The sequence below is a fragment of the Pseudoduganella flava genome (assembly GCF_007830495.1).
GTDB classification, from domain to species: Bacteria; Pseudomonadota; Gammaproteobacteria; order Burkholderiales; family Burkholderiaceae_D; genus Rugamonas; species Rugamonas flava.
In genome coordinates, this window is sequence record NZ_VLKW01000007.1 from 175,649 (window position 1) to 196,982 (window position 21,334).

Annotated in this window: 20 protein-coding genes; 9 read left to right on the forward strand and 11 right to left on the reverse strand. The window is 67.5% G+C overall.

Translation table 11 applies throughout. The features are described 5' to 3' along the window. Positions 1–97: 97 nt before the first annotated feature. The 4 genes from IP92_RS18660 (at position 98) to IP92_RS18675 (ending at position 4,396) form a co-directional block, all read left to right on the forward strand. Entirely contained in the window at positions 98–1,426 is a 1,329-nt protein-coding gene (locus IP92_RS18660; protein WP_145877799.1) for an MFS transporter, read from the forward strand. 24 nt (positions 1,427–1,450) lie between these two features. Next, entirely contained in the window at positions 1,451–2,746 is a 1,296-nt protein-coding gene (locus IP92_RS18665) for a gallate dioxygenase (RefSeq protein ID WP_145877801.1), read from the forward strand. A 115-nt stretch (positions 2,747–2,861) separates the two neighbouring features. Then, positions 2,862–3,959, forward strand: coding sequence for a porin (locus IP92_RS18670; protein WP_145877803.1), 1,098 nt, complete (start codon positions 2,862–2,864; stop codon positions 3,957–3,959). Positions 3,960–4,180: 221 nt separating this feature from the next. Further along, positions 4,181–4,396: a hypothetical protein gene (locus IP92_RS18675; protein WP_145877805.1), complete on the forward strand. Its 216-nt coding sequence runs from the start codon at positions 4,181–4,183 to the stop codon at positions 4,394–4,396. 80 nt (positions 4,397–4,476) lie between these two features. On the opposite strand, the gene IP92_RS18680 is transcribed toward IP92_RS18675, so the two are convergent. From IP92_RS18680 to IP92_RS18705, 6 genes are all read right to left on the reverse strand, one after another. Next, positions 4,477–5,199, reverse strand: coding sequence for a siderophore-interacting protein (locus IP92_RS18680; protein WP_307724863.1), 723 nt, complete (start codon positions 5,197–5,199; stop codon positions 4,477–4,479). A gap of 103 nt (positions 5,200–5,302) precedes the next feature. Further along, the gene (locus tag IP92_RS18685; RefSeq protein ID WP_229418851.1) at positions 5,303–5,761 is read right to left on the reverse strand and encodes a MarR family winged helix-turn-helix transcriptional regulator; all 459 of its coding nucleotides are present in this window, start codon (positions 5,759–5,761) and stop codon (positions 5,303–5,305) included. Between the two features lie 55 nt (positions 5,762–5,816). Further along, complete coding sequence (locus tag IP92_RS18690) at positions 5,817–6,950, reverse strand: efflux RND transporter periplasmic adaptor subunit (RefSeq protein WP_229418852.1); 1,134 nt, start codon at positions 6,948–6,950, stop codon at positions 5,817–5,819. After that, positions 6,940–10,122 (reverse strand): efflux RND transporter permease subunit, encoded by a 3,183-nt coding sequence (locus IP92_RS18695; protein WP_199271996.1) that lies wholly within the window; start codon positions 10,120–10,122, stop codon positions 6,940–6,942. The genes IP92_RS18690 and IP92_RS18695 overlap by 11 nt, the downstream gene beginning before the upstream one ends. 316 nt (positions 10,123–10,438) lie before the next feature. After that, on the reverse strand, positions 10,439–11,047 hold the full coding sequence (locus IP92_RS18700) for a hypothetical protein (protein WP_145877811.1): 609 nt from the start codon (positions 11,045–11,047) through the stop codon (positions 10,439–10,441). Then, positions 11,044–11,499 carry a helix-turn-helix domain-containing protein gene (locus IP92_RS18705; RefSeq protein ID WP_145877813.1) on the reverse strand — a complete coding sequence of 152 codons (456 nt, stop codon included), beginning with the start codon at positions 11,497–11,499 and terminating at the stop codon, positions 11,044–11,046. The genes IP92_RS18700 and IP92_RS18705 overlap by 4 nt, the downstream gene beginning before the upstream one ends. Positions 11,500–11,648: 149 nt before the next feature. Between IP92_RS18705 and IP92_RS18710 the strand changes: the two genes are divergently transcribed. After that, positions 11,649–12,314 (forward strand): response regulator transcription factor, encoded by a 666-nt coding sequence (locus tag IP92_RS18710; protein WP_145877815.1) that lies wholly within the window; start codon positions 11,649–11,651, stop codon positions 12,312–12,314. Further along, complete coding sequence (locus IP92_RS18715) at positions 12,311–13,681, forward strand: sensor histidine kinase (RefSeq protein ID WP_145877817.1); 1,371 nt, start codon at positions 12,311–12,313, stop codon at positions 13,679–13,681. The genes IP92_RS18710 and IP92_RS18715 overlap by 4 nt, the downstream gene beginning before the upstream one ends. On the opposite strand, the gene IP92_RS18720 is transcribed toward IP92_RS18715, so the two are convergent. After that, positions 13,669–14,475 carry a MipA/OmpV family protein gene (locus tag IP92_RS18720; RefSeq protein WP_145877819.1) on the reverse strand — a complete coding sequence of 269 codons (807 nt, stop codon included), beginning with the start codon at positions 14,473–14,475 and terminating at the stop codon, positions 13,669–13,671. The genes IP92_RS18715 and IP92_RS18720 overlap by 13 nt on opposite strands. A 168-nt stretch (positions 14,476–14,643) precedes the next feature. Here IP92_RS18720 and IP92_RS18725 point away from each other — a divergent pair, with 168 nt between their 5' ends. Continuing rightward, complete coding sequence (locus tag IP92_RS18725) at positions 14,644–15,471, forward strand: class I SAM-dependent methyltransferase (RefSeq protein ID WP_145877821.1); 828 nt, start codon at positions 14,644–14,646, stop codon at positions 15,469–15,471. A 34-nt stretch (positions 15,472–15,505) separates the two neighbouring features. Here the strand turns inward: IP92_RS18725 and IP92_RS18730 are convergent, their stop codons facing one another. The 3 genes from IP92_RS18730 to oxc form a co-directional block, all read right to left on the reverse strand. Further along, positions 15,506–15,934 carry a PAS domain-containing protein gene (locus IP92_RS18730; protein ID WP_145877823.1) on the reverse strand — a complete coding sequence of 143 codons (429 nt, stop codon included), beginning with the start codon at positions 15,932–15,934 and terminating at the stop codon, positions 15,506–15,508. Between the two features lie 77 nt (positions 15,935–16,011). Further along, positions 16,012–17,262, reverse strand: coding sequence for a formyl-CoA transferase (gene frc, locus IP92_RS18735; protein WP_145877825.1), 1,251 nt, complete (start codon positions 17,260–17,262; stop codon positions 16,012–16,014). A gap of 101 nt (positions 17,263–17,363) precedes the next feature. Further along, complete coding sequence (gene oxc, locus IP92_RS18740) at positions 17,364–19,070, reverse strand: oxalyl-CoA decarboxylase (RefSeq protein WP_145877827.1); 1,707 nt, start codon at positions 19,068–19,070, stop codon at positions 17,364–17,366. Between the two features lie 140 nt (positions 19,071–19,210). On the opposite strand from oxc, the gene IP92_RS18745 reads away from it, so the two are divergent. Both IP92_RS18745 and IP92_RS29950 read left to right on the forward strand, forming a co-directional pair. After that, positions 19,211–19,816, forward strand: coding sequence for a Crp/Fnr family transcriptional regulator (locus IP92_RS18745; protein WP_145877830.1), 606 nt, complete (start codon positions 19,211–19,213; stop codon positions 19,814–19,816). Between the two features lie 188 nt (positions 19,817–20,004). Beyond that, a complete protein-coding gene (locus IP92_RS29950; protein ID WP_158206786.1) occupies positions 20,005–20,151 on the forward strand; it encodes a hypothetical protein in 147 nt (48 codons plus the stop codon). A gap of 105 nt (positions 20,152–20,256) precedes the next feature. On the opposite strand, the gene IP92_RS18750 is transcribed toward IP92_RS29950, so the two are convergent. Further along, entirely contained in the window at positions 20,257–21,318 is a 1,062-nt protein-coding gene (locus tag IP92_RS18750; RefSeq protein ID WP_145877832.1) for a 2-dehydropantoate 2-reductase, read from the reverse strand. Positions 21,319–21,334 lie beyond the last annotated feature (16 nt).

Sequence of the window (21,334 nt, forward strand, 5' to 3'; positions counted from 1 at the left end):
TTGTTGCGAAGTCCAAACGTACACTGGTCTGCGATGGTTCCTCTTCGCGCAGTGAACGCGGCAGCGGCCTTCCGACAATAAACCGACAGGAGACTTAATGAATACCGTACATTCGCTCGACGTCCGGGCGTATATCGACAGCCGCGGCATGAGCGGCTACCAATGGCTGCTGCTGGGCCTGTGCTTCCTGATCGTGACGACGGACGGCATGGACGTGGCGATCATGGGCTTCCTGGCGCCGGCGATCACGAAGGAATGGGGCATCTCGAAAGCGGCGTTCGGCGCCGTGATGAGCGCCGCGCCGATCGGCCTGGCCATCGGCGCGCTGCTGGTCGGCCCGCTGTCGGACCGCTACGGCCGCAAGAAACTGCTGATGGCATCCGTGTTCTGGTTCGGCCTGTGCAGCGTGTTGTGCGGCACCGCGAGCGATGTGATTTCCTTATCGCTGCTGCGCTTCCTGACGGGCCTGGGGCTGGGTGCGGCGATGCCGACGACGACCACGCTGCTGTCCGAGTACGTGCCGGAGAAATCGCGCAGCACGCTGATCGCCGTGATGTTCACGGGCTTTAACCTGGGCTCCGCGCTGGTGGGCTTTGGCGCGGCAGCGATCCTGCCCGACTACGGCTGGCGCACGGTGCTGATGGTAGGCGGCGCGATTCCGCTGGCCTGCCTGCCGTTCTACCTGTGGCTGATTCCCGAGTCGACGCAATTTCTCGTCGCCCGCCAGCACTCGCCCGAGCGCATCGGCCGCACGCTGCGTCGCGTATGCGGTGCCGCCGTGCCGCAGGCTGCCGCCTATACGATCAGCGAGCGCAAGGTGCCAACCGGCACACCGGCGAAAGCGCTGCTGTCGCCCGACTTCCGCCGCATCACCGTGTCGCTGTGGGCCACCTACTTCATGGGCCTGCTGGTGATCTACCTGCTGAGCGGCTGGCTGCCCACGCTGATCAAGGATGCCGGCCTGCCGATCGAGAAGGCCGCCAACATCACGGCGCTGTTCCAGCTGGGCGGCACCGTCGGCGCGCTCGTCGTCGGCTACCTGATGGACCGCTGGGCGCCGAACCGCGTGATCGCCACCGCGTACATCGGTGGCGCCGCGTTCATCCTGCTGCTGGCATCGGGCAGCGTGCAATCGGCAACGTTCGCGCTGTTCGTGCTGCTGGCCGGCTTCTGCATGAGCGGCGCACAGACGGGCCTGAACGCGTTCGCACCGCAGTGCTATCCCACCATCGTGCGGGCAACCGGCGTAAGCTGGATGCTGGGCATCGGCCGCTTCGGCAGCATCACCGGCTCGTTCCTCGGCGGCGTGCTGCTGTCGCTGGGCTGGGGCTTCTCGGCGGTCATCGCGATCCTGGCGATCCCGGCGACCATTGCCGCGCTGTCGATCGTGCTGTCGCGTTCCACGCCCCGCCCCGTATTGGCTTGATCTTCAAAAAACACTGGATTCGACATGGCTAACATCATCGGCGCCATCGCCTCTTCCCACACCCCCACGATCGGCTTCGCGCTCGATGCGAACAAGCAGCATGACGCCGTCTGGGCCCCGATCTTCCAGGCCTACGAGCCGGTGCAGCGCTGGCTGGCCGACAAGAAGCCGGACGTCCTCTTGATGATCTTCAACGATCACGTGACGTCGTTCTTCTTCGACCATTACTCGGCGTTCGCGCTCGGCATCGGCAACGAGTACCGTCCCGCGGACGAAGGGGGCGGCGCCCGCGCGCTGCCGCCGATCGCGGGCCATACGGGGCTGGCGCAGCACATCGGCCAGTCGCTGGTGGCCGACGAATTCGACATGTCGTTCTTCCAGGACAAGCCGCTCGATCACGGCTGCTTCTCGCCGCTGTCGATCATGTGGCCGCACGATGGACAGCAATGGCCCGGCAGCATCGTGCCGCTGCAGGTCGGCGTGCTGCAATTCCCGGTGCCGTCCGGCCGCCGCTGCTACAAGCTGGGCCAGGCGCTGCGCCGGGCGATCGAAAGCTATCCGGAAGACCTGGACGTGGCGATCGTCGCCACCGGCGGCCTGTCGCACCAGGTGCACGGCGAACGCTGCGGCTTCAACAGCACCGAGTGGGACAGCCGCTTCCTCGACCTGTTCGAGTCCGATCCGGAAGCGCTGCTGGACCTGACGCACGCCGACCTCGCGCGCCTGGGCGGCTGGGAAAGCGCGGAAGTGGTGATGTGGATGATCATGCGCGGCGCGATGGCCGCCAAGGTGAACTGCCTGCACCGCGAGTACTACCTGCCGTCGATGACGGGCATCGCCGTGACGATCTACGAGAACGCCGTGGCGGCCGACCCGGCACTGCACCAGCGCGCGCTCGCGAAGCATCGTGAGCACATGGCATGGCAGACGGCCGGCGCCGAGGCGCTGCCGGGCACCTATCCGTTCACCCTGGAGACGAGCGCGCGGGCCTACCGCATCAACAAATACCTGCACCAGCTGATCGACCCCGCGTTCCGCCAGCGCTTCCACGACGCGCCGGAAGCGACCTACGACGAAGCGGGCCTGACGGACACGGAGCGCCAGCTGATCGCCGCGCGCGACTGGCGCGGCATGATCCACTATGGCGTGATCTTCTTCCTGCTGGAGAAACTGGGCGCCTGCGTTGGCGTGTCGAACCTGCACATCTATGCCGCCATGCGCGGCGAAACGCTGGAGCAGTTCCAGAAGACGCGCAACACCCGCGCGCTGTACTCCGTCGGCGGCGCGGCGAAGAACGCCGACTGGAACGCCAAGAACTGAACCGGCCGCCGTAGCGGGCCCGGCTACCCATCCCGACACACAGGACGCACCGCTTCCGCCCCGGCAGCGGCGGGCGGCGTGCGCCCCTGCACATCGATTCTTTGGAGGAGAAAGCATGAACAAGAAACTGACCGCCGCAGCCCTTTTCGGCTGCGCCATCGCTGCCACGCTGCCCGCCCGGGCGCAAAGCAACGTCACCATGTATGGCCTGATCGACGGCGCCGTCGAGCATTACACGAACGCAAATGCCGCCGGCAACGGCGTGACCCGCTCGCCCAGCCTGGGCGGCGGCATGTTCCCGTCGCGGATCGGCTTTCGCGGCACCGAGGACCTGGGCGGCGGCCTGAAGGCCATTTTCACCTTGGAGAATGGCTTCGCGCCTGACTCAGGCACGCTGAACCAGGGCGGCCGCCTGTTCGGCCGCCAGGCGTGGGTGGGCCTGGCCGGCAACTGGGGCCAGGTCACCGTCGGGCGCAACTACAACATGCTGTACGTGTCGTCGTTCGACGTCGACGTGTTCGGCCCGTCGCAATACGGCGTCGGCTCGCTCGACCCGGCCGTGCCGAACGGCCGCAGCGACAACTCGATCGCCTACAAGGGGACGTTCAATGGCGTCACGGTCGGCGCCACGTACAGCCTGGGTCGGGACACGTCGTCCGCCGGTGGCGCATCGGGCACCAGCTGCGCCGGCGAATCGGCGACCGACGCGCAAGCCTGCCGCGAATGGTCCGCGCTGCTGCGCTACGACCGCCCGACGTGGGCCGTGCTGGCCGCGTACGACCGCATCCACGGCGGCACCGGAGCGGCCAACGGCCTGACGACGAGTGCGAAGACGGACAGCCGCCTGCACGTGGCCGGCCTCGTGAAGGGCACGGACTGGAAGATCGGCGGCGGCGTGCTGCTGCGCGATAACGACGGCTCGGCCACGCAGCCGAAGAGCCGCCTGTACTACCTGGGTGCGGCGTACAACTTGACGCCGCTGGTGACGATCGACGGCCATGTCGCGAAGCTCGACTACCGCGCCACCGGCAACGACACGAAGCAGGCACTGATCCGCGCCACCTACCTGCTGTCGACGCGCACCGCCGTGTACGTGGCGGGCGGGCGCGTCAACAACGACGGCACCGCCGCCGTCGCCCTGTCGGCCGGCGGCTCCGTCGGCGCGGGCCTGTCGCAGACGGGCATCATCACGGGCATCAAGCACTCCTTCTGAACCAGGCCTCTCCTGTCAACCACTTACCCGTACAGCCGCGTTAAAGAGGTAAACCGGCGTCGGAGTCAACCCGGACGCCGGCCAGAGGCCTTTCGTACGCGCTGCTGAGTTGCGTCATCGCCACTCAGCAACGGGTTCGGACTTAAAGTGAATTGTGAAGAATTCGTGCTAAGTGCCGAACTTGCTATGATGGGCCGCAACCGGACAGAACGGAGAGTGCGATGGACAAGCAGCTGAACGACGAACCCCGCGCCGACTGGCGCATGGCATGCTGCGTGGCGACGGGCGTGCGCCTGTCGCGCGCGGACGGCGTCACGCAGGCCCTCGAATTCATGGTGCGCAGCGGCGTGCCGCGCGATATCGCAGTGCGCGTGCTGAGCGGGCCCCGCTTCGCGCGCGACCGCGATCGCAGCTACGGGGGCGCGTTCAGTCACTGACCTTCAGCCACCGATCTTCGGCCACTGACCTTCAGCCACTGCCCCTCGGCCACCGACCTTCAACCACTGCGCGGGAGGTCTTACAGATCCTCGTGGTGGCCGGAAGCGCCCTGCTTCCAGTAGGCGGAGATCCGGCTCGCCGTGCGGGGAAAGCCCTTCTCGCCATGCACCACGTCGCGCACCTGCGCGGCGATGGCGGCCTCGCCGCCGAACCACACAAACGCATCGTCCCGCGGCAGCGGCATCGCGCGGATCGCATCGACGAGCGCCGCGCCATCGTTCACCTGCCACACGTCCAGCTGCGCGGCGCCGGACAGCTCCACCGGCCCGGCGCCCGCGACGATGACGATCGCCCGCACGCCGGCCGGCAATTCCTCCATCCGCTGCCGGATAGCCGGCAGCGCGGCCGCATCGCCGGCCAGCAGGTGCCAGCCGTAGTCGGCCGGGATGATCATCGAGCCGCGCGGCCCGCCGATCGCGGCACGCTGGCCGATGCGCGCCTGCCGCGCCCACGTGGCAGCTTTGCCGGTGCCATGCAGCGCGAACTCGATCGTCAGCTCGCGCGCTTCCCGGTCGTAGCGCCGCGGCGTGTAGTCGCGCCGCACCTCGCCTTCGGGATCGTCGAAGATGAACTTCACGTGATCGTCGAACGACGCGGACACGAAATCCGCCAGATCGTCGCCGCCGAACGTGATCGCCACGAAATGCTCTCCCAACGGCGCCATCCGCACCACCTCGACCTCGCGCCGCTTCAATTCATGCCGCACACGCTGCACGCGGCTTACCGTTTCCATCGCTGCCATGGGCTACCCCTGTTGGTTGACAATATCCACTATTGTCGCGAAGATCGGTGGACCTTGTCAACTAATTTGGCGCAGTCGTGCGCGCGGCTGGATGATCGAAAATTTATTCAGGCTGGGAATCGAGTTTGCTGCGCACCTTGTCCAGCAGTGCCAGCAACTGGCGGCGCTCGGCCGCGTCAAGGTCGGCGATCGCCGCCTCGGCAAGCTTCTCGCCGGCACGGTGCAGGCTGCGCGCGACGGCCTTGCCCTGCTCCGTGACGTGCAGCCGCGTGCTGCGGCGGTCTTCCTCGTCGACAGCGGCGTCCAGCAGGCCCTTGTCGCGCAGGCCGCGCACGAGGCGGGCCAGCTGGGCCTTGTCGCGCCCCGAGTGGGCGATCAGGTCGCTCTGCGTGGCGCCCGGGTGACGGGCGAAGTAGCCCAGCACCTTGCCCTCCAGGTGCGTGAGCTCGTGCGCGTCGCCGCGCAGCGCGCGGAACTGGCGCGCGCGGTACATGTGCATCAGGGTGTGGATCGCCTCGAACACGGCGGAGGCGTCGGAATCGGCGTGGTCGGCAGGTGGCATGGTCGATGTCGGAAACGGGGCGCCGTGAGTATACCGCGCCCCGCCCGGCAGCGGCCTATTGACGCGCGCCCGCCACCCGCACCGTGTCGCCGTCCACCACGCCGTCCGGCGGATTGGCGACGACCTTGACGCCGGCGGCGAGGCCCGCCAGCTGCACGGCGCTGCCCAGGTCGCGGGCGATCGTCACCTGCTGCAGGCGCACCTTGTTACCGCCATCGACGGTGGCCACCTGCACGCCGTTCTTCCCGACGATCAGCGCGCCCGGCGGCACCGTGACGCCGGCCGTGCCGCCGTCGGCATCGAAGCGCGCCGTCGCGAACGCCCCGGGCACCAGCGCGCCGTCGGGGTTTTCAACTGCGAGCTGCACGAGCATCGTGCCGGACGACGCGCTGATCGCCTGCGCCAGCGATTGCACGGTGGCCGTGAACACCTGGCCGGGCCGCTCCGGCACGGTGATCTGCGCCGTGCTGCCCGGCTTGACGCGGGCCAGCTGGCGTTGCGGCACGTTGACGTAGACGCGCAGCTTGCGCAGGTCGGACACGACGAACAATTCGCTGCCCGCGCTGCCGCCCGCGTTGATCAGCGCACCGACGTCCGTATTGCGGGCGGTGACCACGCCATCGAACGGCGCTACCAGCTTCGCATAGCGCTGCAACGTGGACAGCCGCTCGACGTTGGCCTGCAGCGCCTGCACGTTCGACTGGCGTGCGGCCAGGTCGCCGATCTTCTCGTCGACTTCCTGCTGCGACACGGCCTTCGCATCGAGCAGCGCCTGCCAGCGCTCGGCCGTGCTCTTCGCCAGCGCCAGGTTGCTGCGCGCCGTGGCCAGTTCGGCCTGCGCCTGGCGCAGTTGCTGGTCTTGGTCCGGCACTTCGATTTCGGCCAGCACCTGGCCCGCCTTCACGGGCGTGCCGATGTCGGCATTCCACTTGCGCACGTAACCCGTGACGCGCGCATAGATCGGCGCGCGCGACCACGCTTCCACGCGCGCGGGCAGTTCGATCGCATCGGCGCCGGCGGGCTTTGGCGTCAGCAGCGCCACTGTCGGAATGGCCCGTTCGGCAGTGCTGTGCGTGAGCTGCTCGGCATGGCTGCGGCGGCTGACGATGCCGCTCGTGACGACGGCGGCGGCAAGGATGGCGGCGGCGGCGGCCAGCACGGTGGGCCGCGAGGTGAACTTAGATGGCATCGGGTACTCCGGTAGAGGAAGGCTGTGCGGCACGGCGGGCGTGCCGGTCATGCACGAGACTGAAAACGACGGGCACGAACACCAGCGTGGCCAAGGTCGAGCAAATCAGGCCGCCGATGACGGCGCGGCCCAGCGGCGCATTCTGTTCGCCGCCTTCGCCCAGCCCCAGCGCCATCGGCAGCATGCCGATGATCATCGCCAGTGCCGTCATCAGCACGGGGCGGAAGCGCACGTAGCCCGCTTCCAGCGCGGCGGCGGAGGCGTCGCCCAGTTCGGCCAGGCGTTCGCGAGCGAAGCTGATCACCAGCACGCTGTTGGCGGTGGCCACGCCCATGCACATGATGGCGCCCGTCAGCGCGGGCACGGACAGCGTGGTGCCCGTCACGAACAGCATCCACACGATGCCGGCCAGCGCGGCCGGCAGCGCGGACACGATCACGGCCGGGTCGAGCCACGACTGGAAATTCACGACGATCAGGAGGTAGATCAGCACGATCGCGCCCAACAGGCCGAACAGCAGGCCGGAGAAGGCGCGCTCCATCGTCTGCACCTGGCCCAGCACTTCGACGGAGGCACCTTTCGGCACGTCGGCCTTCGTGTCGGCCAGCACCTTGCGGATGTCGCGCGCCACGCCGCCCAGGTCGCGGTCCTGCGTCGTCGCGTGGATCTGCACCATCGGCTGCACGTCATACTGGCTGATCAACGCGCTGCCGTTCGATCGTTCGATGCTGGCGATGCTGCCCAGGGTAGCCGCGTTCGCGTTGCTGCCGTTACCGACCGGGAGATTGGACAGCGCGGCCAACGAGTCCATTTCGTACTGGGGCGTCTGCATCACGATCGGGTACGTCACACCGTTCTGCGGATTGAGCCAGTAGGTGGGCGACACCTGGCTGCTGCCGGCGAGGTTGACGACGAGGCTGTTGGTGACGTCGCGCGTCGTCAGGCCGAGGAGCTGCGCCTGCGTGCGGTCGACGTCCACGTTGAACATCGGCGCGCGGTTCGACTGCTGGATGCGGGCATCGACGACGCCGGGGATCGCCTTGATGCGCTTCAGCAGTTGCTGGGCATACGCGTAGTTGGCGGCGACGTCGCGGCCGCGCACCTGCACATCGACGGGCGCGGGGGCGCCGAAGTTCAGGATCTGGCTGACGATGTCGGCCGGCGGGAACGAGAACGTCGTGTCCGGGAACTGGCGCGGCAGCTCGTCGCGCAGCTTGCGCACGTAATCTGCCGTCGGGCCGTGGCCCTCCTTCAGCGCGATCTGGAAGTCGCCGTCCTGCGAGCCCATCGTGCCCGTGTTGTTGTACGTGAGGTTGATCGACGACGACGGCAGGCCGATGTTGTCGACCAGCGTTTCGATCTCGGCGGACGGGATCACGCGGCGGATCGCCTGCTCGATCTGGGCGAAGCGCACCGCCGTCTCTTCCACGCGCGTACCGACCGGCACACGCACGTGCATCAACACCTGGCCGGAATCGACGGACGGGAAGAAGTTACTGCCGATGAAGGGCAGCAGCGCGAACGACAGCAGCACGACGCCAAGGAACACGACGATGAACAGCGGCCGGCGCGCGATGGCGCCCCTCAGCACGCCGTGGTAGCCCTCGCGCAGCTTCTCGAAGCGGGCTTCGAAGCCGCGCTGGAAGCGCGCCAGCGGATTGCCGCCTTCGGACAGATGGCCGTGCGGCACATGGGCGCGCAACAGCCAGTTCGCCATCGTCGGCACCAGCGTGCGCGACAGGATGAACGAGCACACCATCGCGAAGATCACGGCTTCCGCCATCGGCACGAACAGGTAGCGCGCCACGCCTTCCAGGAAGAACATCGGGATGAACACGATGCAGATGCACAGCAGCGACACGAGCGCCGGCGTGACGATCTGCTGGGCGCCGTCGAGGATCGACGTCTCGACGTCCTTGCCCTGCTCCAGGTGCCAGTTGATGTTCTCGATCGTCACCGTCGCATCGTCGACGAGGATGCCGACGGCCAGCGCGAGACCGCCCAGGGTCATCAGGTTCAACGTCTCGCCCAGCGCGGCCAGCGCGATGATGGAACCCAGGATCGACAGCGGGATCGATACGGCGATGATCACCGTCGAGCGCCAGCTGCCGAGGAACAGCAGGATCATGATGCTCGTCAGCGCGGCGGCGATCGCGCCTTCCAGCGCCACGCCTTTCACGGCGGCGCGCACGAACACTGACTGGTCGTTGATCGGCACGACCTTCAGGGCATCGGGCAGGCCGGCGCGCAGCTGATCGAGCTTGGCGCGCACGCCGTCGACGATCGCCAAGGTCGATGCGGAGCCGTTCTTCAGCACGGACATCAGCACCGAGCGGCCACCGTCCACGTGCACGATATTCGTCTGCGGCGCATTGCCGTCGTGGACGTCGGCCACATCGCGCAGGTACACGGTGGTGCCGTTCACCACCTTCACTGGCAGGCGCCCCAGGTCGTCGATGGCGGACGGTGCGCTGTTCAGCTGGATCGTGTATTCAAGTGTATCGATCTTCTGCGTGCCCACCGGCGTGAGCACGTTCTGCGCCGCGAGCGCGGTGGCGATGTCCTGCGCGGACAGGCCCAGTGCCTGCAGTGCCGCCGGCTTCACGTCGATCTGCACCTGCCGCTGCTTGCCGCCGTACGGCAGCGGGATCGCGGCGCCGGGCACGGTGACCAGCGGCGTGCGCAGCGTGTTCATGCCCAGGTCGAACAGCTGCTGCTCGGAGAGGCCGGCGCCGGACAGCGCCAGCTGCAGGATCGGCACCGTCGCGGCGTTGTAGTTCAGGATCAGCGGCGGCGTGATCCCGGCCGGCATCTGCCGCAGCGCGCTCTGCGCGATCGCCGTCACTTGCGCATTCGCAACCGCGATGTCGACACCGGGCTGGAAGAAGATCTTCACGATCGACACGCCCTGATACGTATTCGCTTCGATGTGCTCGATGTCGTTGACGGTCGTCGTCAGTGTGCGCTGGAACAGCGTCGACACGCGGCCGGCCATCTGGTCCGGCGGCAGGCCCGTGTACTGCCAGGCCACCGCGATGACGGGGATGCGGATGTTGGGGAAGATGTCGGTCGGCGTGCGCAGAGCGGCCAGCGGGCCGATGATCAGGATCAGCAACGCGAGGACGACGAACGTGTACGGGCGCCGCAACGCGACGCGGACTGCACCTAGCAGCATGGGAACTCCAGAGGTCGGGGCCCGGTGGACGATCAGGCAAGGGAAATCCCTCTACTGTAGCCGGCAGGGGCCGTGTCGATAAGTTGCCCCAAGCCGCATGGGCTTATGAGCCGGACTTATCAATTGCAAATTGGCATGACATATCCTACCGGAATGAACAAATTCTTGTGTAGCACAATGTAACGGCCGAGATCGTGTCCCTCTGGGGTCAGACCCGGACAGGACACGAGCTCGACTGCTGAACGGCCGAGCTCGTGTCCGATTTCGGGGTTGACCCCACGGTGGACACGGGCTCGGCCGTTGATCTGGCGTGTCAGCGGCGCGCCGACAGGTCCATCGTGAAGGTCAGCGGCGCCGCGCCGCCGCCGTGCATCGTGATCGTGGCGCTGCCGGCGCCGGGCAGCGCGAACTCGGTGGGCGCTTGCGGGGATGGGGGCAGTACCGCGCCCGGCGTTGCCTGCGTCACGGCGGCCACCCAGATGGTCGGGCGGAATGCGAAGTGCGCCTTCGCGCCCGGCGCAAAGTTCGGCTTGCGGGCCAGGGGCCGGTCGCCGCGCCGCACCTCGGCGGTGAACGTCACGCGCGGCGTGCCGTTGTGGACCTCGAATTCCGCGGGATGCAGGGACGCGTGGCTGGTGGGCCGCAACAGCTCGCCCGAATGGTCGGTAATCACTTCGAACACGTCGCCGGGCGCCACCGGGTGCATCGGCGTCTGGTTGTTCCAGTTGTCCACCAGGTGGATCGTCAACCCGGCGGGCACGTCGAACGTGTAGGGCTTGTCGCGCGCAGGTTGCCCGATCACGTGCCATGCCAGAGGTTCGTCGTTCGCGCCCCCTGCCATATTGCGTTGATAGAAGACGACGCTGACGTCGCCGCTGTCGGCGGCCTCGTTGATGAAGGTGAGCTGGGTGGGTTGATTCATGAGTGGGCTCCTTGTCGGGATGGTGGACGGCCCCCGCCGTGCTGCGGCTGCGGGCCCAGCGCACCGGCCGCCGCGGCGTGCAGGATGCGCTGGAACGTCGGGCATTCGAGGTGGTTGGGTGCCTGGCAGCGGGCTGCGTGGCGCAGGCCGTCGCGCAGCGCCGTCAGCCGGCGGATCGTGCGGTCGAGGTCATCGGCCTTCGCCAGCAGCAGCGCGCGGTCGATGTTCAACTTGCCCTCCTGCGTGAACATGGCGCCGATCTCGTCGAGCGTGAAGCCGGACGCGCGGCCCAGCGCGATCAGCGCGAGCCGTTCCAGTACGGCCCCGTCGAACAGCCGGCGCAAGCCATGCCGGCCGCTCGCCGCGATCAGCCCCTTCGCTTCGTAGTAGCGCAGCGCGGACGGCGCCATGCCGCTGCGCCGGGCCACCTCGCCGATATCCAGTAACGCCATGCCGACCTCGATAGGATGTGACGCGGCACGATACCATGACCGCACGCCGCCGGCAGAGGGCTTGCGGAGCCCCGCTTAAAAGTCCATTAATCGCCCGCCGCTATACTGGCGCACTCCAACTGCGTGCCGCCCTTGCGCCTCCATCATCCATGCACCTCCTTCTCGTCGAGGACGACCCGATGCTTGCCGCCGCCGTCTGCGAGCGCGCGCGGCAAGCCGGCCTTTGCATCGACCATGCGCGCGATGCGCCGGCGGCCCGCGTCGCGCTGGTCGATCACGCCTATTCCGCGATCCTGCTCGACCTGGGCCTGCCCGGCGAATCCGGGCTCGTGCTGCTGCAAGGCCTGCGCGCAGCGTACGACGCCACGCCCGTGATCGTGCTGACGGCGCGCGGCCAGATGTCCGAGCGCATTGCCGGCCTGGATGCGGGCGCGGACGACTACCTGGTCAAGCCGTTCGACTTCGACGAGCTGTGGGCGCGGCTGCGCGCGGTGACGCGGCGCAGCGAAGGCAAGGCCGTGCCGGTCCTCACGTGCGGCGACGTGCGCCTGGACCTGGCCACGCAGCGCGTCACGCGGGCCGGCACGCCCGTCACGCTGAGCGCCTTCGAATACCGCACACTGCTTGTCTTCATGGAGCGGGCCAACCGCATCGTCACGCGCGCGCAGCTGGAGACCCTGATCTACGGCGACGGCAGCGACATCGGCAGCAACACGGTCGCCGTGTTCATCCACCAGCTGCGCCGCAAGCTGGGCGAACGGATCATCGAAACCGTGCATGGCCAGGGCTATGTGCTGCGCAAGGAGAGCGCGTGACATCGCTGCGCGCCCGCCTGCGCGCCGTCCTCGGCCTGACCTTGGCGTGCTGCTGGATCGGCGGCGTCGGCCTCGTCGTCACGTACACGGCCCATAGCGAAAGCAGCCGCTGGGACAGCCGGCTGCAGACGTTCGGCACGCGGCTGCTGCTCACCATCCCGGCCGGCAAGGTGGGCCGCGGGCCGTTCGGTCCGGGCCTTGAGCTGCCACCGGCCATGCAGCGGATGGAAGAGCACTTCGCGTTCCAGATCTGGCGTACCGACCGCAAGCTGTTCATCAAGACGCCGTCCGCGCCCGAGGCCCCGTTCCAGCCGACGTTCGTCGACGGCTTCACCAGCCGTGTGGTCGCCGGCAGGAAGTGGCGCATCTACACGATCTCGGACCGCTACCACCAGGTCTCCGTGCAGGTGGCGAACCTGCAAAGCGTGGCCGACCGCGAGATGCAATACGAGGCGCTGGTCGCGCTGGCGATGCTGACGGCCGTGCTGCTGGTGGTGGCGGCCTTGCTGGGCCGGGTGCTGGACCGCTCGCTGCGTCCGCTGGCCGACATCGAAAGCGCGTTGCGGCGGCGGCGCGACTTCGACCTGGCCCCGCTGCCGCTGCGCGACCTGCCGCTGGAGCTGCACCCGCTCGTCCGCTCGTTCAACCATGTGCTGCAGCAGCTGGACGCCGCGATCGGCACCGAGCGCCGCTTCATCGGCGACGCGGTGCACGAACTGCGCACGCCACTGGCCGCACTGCAGGCGCAAGCGGACGTGGCGCTGCACGCGGCCACGCCGGCCGACAAGGACGCCGCGCTGCACACGCTGCAAGCGGTGGCGCGGCGCAGCGCCCGGCTCGCGGAACAGCTGCTCGACGTCGCCCGCCTCGATGCCGGCGCCGCCGTCGACCGCGGCAAGCCGCTGGACCTGGCCGTGCTGGCGATGCATGTCGCCCGCGAGCAGCAGTTCCACGCCAGCCGGCGCGGCTGCACGATCGACCTCGATACCGCGGCCGCGCCGATCGCCGGCGACATGGACGAAGTGGCGACCCTGCTGCGCAACCTCGTCGATAACGCGGTGCGCTTTGCCGGCGCCGGCGGGCGGGTGCTGGTGCGCTGCGGCACGGCGGCCGACCACGTCTACCTGTCCGTCGCGGACGACGGCCCCGGCGTGCCGGCCGCCGAGCAGGAAGCCATCTTCCAGCGCTTCTACCGGCGCGCCGGCACGGATGGCGCCAACGATGGCCGCGGCAGCGGCATCGGCCTGTCGCTGGTGGCGGCGATCGCGCGCCTGCATGGCGCGCGCATCGTCACCGGAACGGGGCTGGCGGGACGGGGCTTCGCGGTCAGCGTGGCCTTCCCGCCCTGCCCCGCTCAGAACGCGTAGAGGTAGCCCAGCCGCACGCCCGGTTCCGTGGCGCGTTCGACGAGCGGGCTGTCCTTGATCGCGCTGCCGGACCGGCTTGCGCTGACGTCGACGAAGAAGCGGTGCCGCTGGCGCAGCGCGTAGCTGAAGCGCACGCCCACTTCGACGGCGCTGGTCGAATCGCCGCTGTATTGGGGGCGCCAGGTGCGCGCCTCGTCGGCCCGCACGCCGTAGTAGTAGTCGACGTACTTGCTGTCGTACCAGTCGGCTGCGATGCGCGGCGTGACCGTGAAGGCGCCGGCGCGAAACTCGCGGTTCACTTCCAGCTTGAAGCGCTTGCCTTCCGCGTCGCCGGTGGCTGCAAGCGCCTCGGCCGCCACGTTCGCCACGCTGTTCTTCCAGATCGCGGCGGCGCCGACCCAGACGCCGCCCTTGCGTTCGGCCATGCCCGCGAGGTACGGCGAATCCTCCGCCTCGTAGCCGTCGCCCGCGTAGCGCACGCGCAGGCGCAGCGAGACGGGGCCGCCGATGGGCAGCTTGACGTCGAGCTTCGGCCCGAACACGCTGAGCCAGCGGCTTTCGTACAGCACCAGCGGCAGCGCCTTGGCCTTGTTGTCGAAGTCGCGGTAGATCTTGCGCTCGTAGCCGGCACCCAGGCCGAGGCCCCATTGCGCTTGCGGCCCGGCCGCCTCGGCCTGCGCCAGCTCCGGCGCCAGCACCTGGGCCGGAGCGGTGCCGGGCAAGCCCAGCGCGAAGGCGCATGCGGCTGGCGGCAGCAGGCGGGTGAAGCGATAGCTGAACGATATTCGATTCATGGACATCCTTTTCGGTGACAGGGGAAGCGCGCCGCGTCAGCGCGCGCAGGCCGAAGCATGGGGGATCGCGATTAACCGTTTTTTAAGGGCGCTACCGGGAACGTCCCCGCTTGACTTCAAGCGAACTTGAAGTGGCAAAATGGGATGGACCACTGAGAGGGAGGGACGATGGAAGCAAACGACAATCCGCAGGCGGCGCTGTGGAACGGCAGCGCCGGCGCCGCGTGGGTGGACAACCAGGATCTGCTGGAAGCGTTGTTCCGGCCGTTCGAGCCGCTGCTGGCCGCGGCGATCGCACCCGGCGCGCAGGTACTGGACGTTGGCTGCGGCACGGGCAGCACGACGCTGGCCATCGCGCGGCAGCTGGCCGGCACGGGACATGCCACGGGTCTCGACATTTCGGAAGCGATGATCGACACCGCGCGCGCGACGGCGGCGCGGCTGGATATCGACGCGACGTTCCTGTGCGCCGATGCCGAGCGCCACCCGTTCGCGCCGGACAGCCTCGACGCCATCGTGTCGCGCTTCGGCGTGATGTTCTTCGCCGACCCGGTAGCCGCCTTTGCGAACCTGCGCCGCGCGGCGCGCCCGGGCGCCACGTTGCACCTGTATGCGTGGCGCGACGCGGCGGAAAATCCGTTCATGACCGCGGCCGAGCGCGCGGTCGCGCACCTGGTGCCGTTGCCGGAGCGCGATCCGGACGAGCCGGGCCAGTTCGCGTTCGCGCGCCGGCAGCGGGTGGAAGGCATCCTGCACGACAGCGGCTGGCAGGACGTGACGATCGCACCGGCCGACGTGCGCTGCTCAATGCCTCTGGTCGCACTGCCGCGCTACGTCAGCCGCATGGGGCCACTGGGCCGCATCCTGCCCACGCTGGACGAGGCAAGCCGCGCGCGCATCGTCGAAGAGGCCTGTGCGGGGTTTGCGCCGCACGTGCAGGGCGAAGCGGTCATGTTCACGGCCGCGTGCTGGGAGATCCGCGCGCGCAATGGTTGAGGCGCTGCGCGCGCCACAGCGCCAGCGCTGACGCTTACTTCGCCGGCACGGCCTCCAGCTCGCGGATACGGGCACGCAGCGCCCGCTCGTCGTTCCAGCGCGCCGTTTCGTCGCGCACGACGGCGACGATGGCGGACACCGCACCGGCGGCGTCATGCAGCAGCGCGACGGTGAACGCGATCGACAGCGGCTTGCCTTCCTTGTGCACGGCCGGCACACGCAAGAGGTCGTGGCCGTAGCGCGTTTCGCCCGTCGCCATCGTCTTGTGGTAACCGTCCCAGTGCCGCTGCCGCTGGCGTTCGGGGATGATCAGGTCGAGCGACTTGCCGAGCGCATCGTCGGCCGTGAAGCCGAAGATGCGGGTCGCCGCGTCGTTCCAGAACGTGATCGCGCCGGCGGCATCGCAAACGATGACGCCGTCGCCGATCGCGCGTACGAGCTGTTCGAAATCTGCCGCTTGCATGCTGCCTCCTGATGAAGAAAAAAAGCGCGCCCGGCGGGCGCGCAATGGATACTCTCGTTACCGCCAGCCTCGTTCGGTCACACCACCCGCTGCTCGTGCAGCGCGGCGATCTGCTGGGAATTGTAGCCGAGCTGCTCGAGGATCTCGTCGGTGTGTTCGCCCAGCAGCGGGGAGCCCTTGACCTCGACCTTCATGTCCGAGAACTTGATCGGGCTGCCCACGGTCAGGTACTTGCCGCGCTCCTTGTGGTCGACCTCGACGATCGTGCCGCTGGCGCGCAGCGACGGGTCGTTGGCCAGTTCCTTCATCGTCAGCACCGGCGAGCACGGGATGTCGAACTTGCGCAGGATGTCGACGGCCTCGAACTTCGTCTTGTCCTTCAGCCACTCCTCGATCGTGCCGAAGATGTCGAAGATCTTGTCCTGCCGCGCCTGCGCCGTCATGTACGCCGGATCGTCGATCCACTCTTCCTTGCCGATGGCCCGGCAGATCGGCGCCCACGCGTGACCCTGGATCGTGAAGTAGATGTAGGCGTTCGGGTCGGTCTCCCAGCCCTTGCACTTCAACACCCAGCCCGGCTGGCCGCCGCCGCCGGCATTGCCGCCGCGCGGCACCACGTCCGAGAACTTCCCGTGCGGGTACTGCGGATACTCTTCCAGGTATCCAACGCGGTCCAGCCGCTGCTGGTCGCGCAGCTTCACGCGGCACAGGTTCAGCACACTGTCCTGCATCGACACGGCCACCTTCTGGCCCTTGCCCGTCACGTCGCGAGCGCGCAGCGCCGTCAGGATGCCGATAGCCAGGTGCATGCCCGTGTTGCTGTCGCCCAGCGCGGCGGCGCTGACGGTCGGAGGGCCGTCGTCGAAGCCCGTCGTCGACGCGGCACCGCCGGCGCACTGGGCCACGTTCTCGTACACCTTCAGGTCCTCGTAATGGTGCCCGTCGCTGAAGCCCTTGACGGAGGCGACGATCATGCCGGGGTTCAGCTCACGGATGTGCTCCCACGTGAAGCCCATCCGGTCCAGCGCGCCGGGGCCGAAGTTCTCGACCAGCACGTCCGATTCCTTGATCAGCTTCGTCAGGATCTCCTTGCCCTCGGGCGTCTTCGTGTCCAGCGTCAGCGAGCGCTTGTTCGAGTTCAGCATCGTGAAGTACAGCGCGTCGACGCCCGGGATGTCGCGCAGCTGCGAACGCGTCACGTCGCCAGCGCCGGGCCGCTCGACCTTGATCACGTCGGCGCCGAACCATGCCAGCATCTGCGTGCATGCCGGCCCCGCCTGTACGTGGGTGAAGTCGATGATCTTGATGCCTTCCAGCGGTTTGCTCATGTCAGTCTCCTTGGTGATTTTGGTCGTAGCGGGGCCCTGCCGGCGCGCCTGGGGCGTGCCGGGCCATGGCATGTCAAACAAAACGGGTTACTCGCAGTGGCTTATTTCTTCGCGGCGCTCTGCGGATTCAGGTTCGTCAGGCGGCCGCTCTCGGTGCCGGCCGTTTCGTCGATGACCGCGTTGATCAGTGCCGGCTTGCCCGCGGCAATCGCCTCGGACAGCGCGCGCGTCAGCTCCTCCGGCGTGGTGGCGTTGTAGCCGATCCCGCCGAATGCTTCGATCATCTTGTCGTAACGGGCGTTCTTCACGAACACGGTCGGTGCCGGCTCGGCGCCACCGGTCGGGTTCACGTCGGTGCCCTTGTACACGCCGTTGTTGTTGAAGATGATTGTCGTGACGGGCAGGTCGTAGCGGCAGATCGTTTCCAGTTCCATGCCGGAGAAGCCGAACGCGCTGTCGCCTTCCACCGCCACGACGGGCTTGCCGGAGACAACCGCGGCGCCGATCGCATAGCCCATGCCGATGCCCATGATGCCCCACGTGCCGGAATCGAAACGCTTGCGCGGCTGGTACTGGTCGATGATGCTGCGCGCGTAGTCGAGCGTGTTGGCGCCTTCGTTGACGAGGTTGATGTCCGGGTGCTGTTTCAGCACGTCGCGGATCGCCCGCAGCGCGCTGTGGAAGTTCATCGGCGCAGGGTTCTTGTCCAGCAGCGCCGCCATCTTCGCGACATTGGTTTCCTTCTTCTCCGCGATCGCGGCCAGCCATTCGCCCTCGGGCTTGTCGATGCCGGCGCGGTCCAGGCCAGCGAGCAGCGCGCCGACACAGGAGCCGATGTCGCCGATCAGCGGCGCGGCGATCGCCACGTTGCTGTCGATTTCCGTCGGTGCGATGTCGATCTGCACGAACTGTTTGGGTTTGCCCCACGTCTTGCCCTTGCCGTGCGCGAGGAGCCAGTTCAGGCGCGCGCCGACCAGCACCACCACGTCCGCCTCGGCCAGCACGAACGAGCGCGCGGCGGACGCGCATTGCGCATGCGTATCGGGCAGCAGCCCCTTGGCCATCGACATCGGCAGGTAGGGAATGCCGGTGCGCTCGACCAGCGCGCGGATGTCGTCGTCGGCCTGCGCATACGCGGCGCCTTTGCCCAGCAGGATCAGCGGCTTCTTCGCGCCCTTCAACAGCGCCAGCGCGCGGTCCACGGATTCCGGGGCCGGCAGCTGGCGCGGCGCGGGATCGACGACCTGCACCAGCGAGCGCTTGCCATGGTTCGCTTCGATGGTCTGCGCCAGCAGCGCGGCCGGCAGGTCGAGGTACACGCCACCGGGGCGGCCCGAGACGGCGGCGCGGATCGCGCGGGCGATGCCGATGCCGATGTCCTCCGCCTTCAGCACGCGGAACGCGGCCTTTGCATGCGGGCGGGCGATGTTCAGCTGGTCCATCTCTTCGTAGTCACCCTGCTGCAGGTCGACGATCTCGCGTTCGGAGGAACCGGAGATCAGGATCATCGGGAAGCAGTTCGTCGTGGCGTTGGCCAGCGCCGTGAGTCCGTTCAGGAAGCCCGGTGCGGAGACCGTCAGGCAGATGCCGGGCTTCTGCGTGATGTAGCCGGCGATGGCCGCGGCGTTGCCCGCGTTCTGCTCGTGGCGGAAGCCGATGAAGCGCATGCCTTCGGCCTGCGCGAGCCGCGCGAGGTCCGTGATCGGTATGCCGACCAGGCCGAAAATCGTGTCGATGCCGTTCTGCTTCAGCGCATCGATCACCAGGTGGAAGCCGTCGGTGACTTCTACCGATACATTGTGGGTCATGGTTGTCTCCGGTGATTTTTTCGAGGTGCCTGTCGGTCCAGGGCCGTGAAATCATCATAGCCAGCCCCTCTGATTTGGATCATTGACCGCGGTCAAGATTCGCCGCATGATGTCAATTCGTGTATGTTGGATGGTTATCCATGCTGATTGCGAACCACCCGGAACGGAACATCATCCGCGCGCAGCTGAAGCAGAACATCGTGCTGAAGGCGTTGCGGGACAGCGAAATGGCGGCCCTCGAGCCGTACCTGACGGTGACCAATCACCAGAAGGGCGACCTGCTGCAGAACCAGGGCGTGTATGAGATGGACCAGTTCTTCATCCTTGACGGCATCGTGAAGCGCCAGGTGACGAACCACGAAGCGAAGGAGATGATCCTGCGCTTTTCATCGGAGCGCGATATCGAGACGAGTTATGCGGCGTGGTGCCTGAAGACGCCGACGCCGTACAGCATCGTGTGCGTGACGAAGGCGCGCGTGGCGACGATGCCGCTGCCGCAGTGGGTCGACTTCCTGCAAAGCCACAGCCTGTTGAAGCAGGCGTTCGAGCACGAGGTGATGAACCTGATGAGCGGCATCATGGCGCACACGATCACCTTGCACCTGCTCGACGCGCCGGGCCGCGTGCACCGCTTCATGCGCAAATTCCCCGAGCTGTTCGAGCGCCTGCCGAAAAAGGAACTGGCGTACTACCTGAACCTGTCGCCGGAAACGCTGAGCCGCTTGAAGCACCAGGGCAAGATTTGAATCGATCCGAAAAGCAACAGTTTTCGGGCGGCAATCAAGAAATTTTTCTGCCTTATTTTTGAGCGCTTTTTCATAGACAGATATCCGAAATGTGAATGACGGATATCGTCCGCGTCAATTGGACCGGGGGTCTGCTCCCTTTATAATCAAGGGCATACGAGCTTTCAACCATCCAGAGGAGCATCAAAATGAACGGCTTCACCGATACCGCAAAGCAAGAGCAAGGATTTTCCCTGGCAGCCTTCCTGCTGTCGATCTTCAACCTGGACCTGCGCGACAAACTGAGCGAGCAGAAACCGGAGCAGGACGAAGGCGCCTACACCTGGGGCATGTGATTCATCAGGGTCAGACCCGTCGGGTCTGACCCTATAGCGCAGCACCCTTTCCCCCAGAAGGCAAGAGTCTGGGGTTAGAACGCCTCCACGGCTCTCACCTACCCCTCAGCACGCTTTCACCCCAAGAAGCGAACTGCTTGGGTCAGACCCATCGGGTCTGACCCTGAACTGCAACCTCACCCCACCCCGCGCCTCCGTCATCGTCTGCTCCAGCAGCTTCACCAGCGCGTAAGCCGAATCGATGTGCGGCGTCGGCGTGTCCGTCATCCGCGCCAGCTCGATGACGGAGCCCACCAGCGCATCGATCTCCGGGCCCCGTCCCGCTTCCACGTCCTGCAGCATCGACGTCTTGTGCTTGCCGATCTTTTCGGCGCCGGCGATGCGCCGGTCCAGGGTCACGCGGAACGAGATGCCCAGCTTGGCCGCCACCGCTTCCGCCTCGCGCATCATGTTCGCCGCCAGGTCGCGCGCCAGCGGGTGCTGGCAGATGTCGACCAGCGTCGAATGCGCGAGGGCGCTGATCGGGTTGAACGACAGGTTTCCCCACAGCTTCAGCCAGATCTCGGCGCGGATGTCCTCCAGCACGGGCGCCTTCAGCCCCGCATGCTGGAAGCACGCGGACACGGCCAGCGCGCGTTCGCTGGTACTGCCATCGAGTTCGCCGAGCGGGAAGCGCTCGCCCTCGATGTGGCGGATCACGCCGGGCGACATCAGCTCCGCCGCCGGATAGACGACGCAGCCGAGGATCCGTTCCGGCGGGATGCGCCGCGCCAGGTCGCCCTGCGGGTCCACGCTGTGCACGGCGCGCCCTTCAAATGGGCCGCCGTGCCGGTGGAAGTACCAGAACGGTATGCCGTTCTGCATCGTGACGACGATGGTCCGCGGCCCGAACAGCCGGCCGATCCGGCCCGCCACGTCGGCCACCTGGTGCGCCTTCAGCGCGACGATGACGATGTCCTGCGGCCCCGCCGCGTCATAGTCATCCGTGGCCCGCACGCCGGCCGCCACCTGCACGCGGCCGTCCATCTCGACGAGCCGGATACCCCGGTTGCGGATGGCGTCCAGGTTGGCGCCGCGCACGAGGAACGTCACGTCCTCGCCCGCCAGCGCCAGCCGCGCCCCCACCAGGCCGCCGATGGCGCCCGCTCCGATCACTGCGATCTTCATCACCTGCTCCTCATGG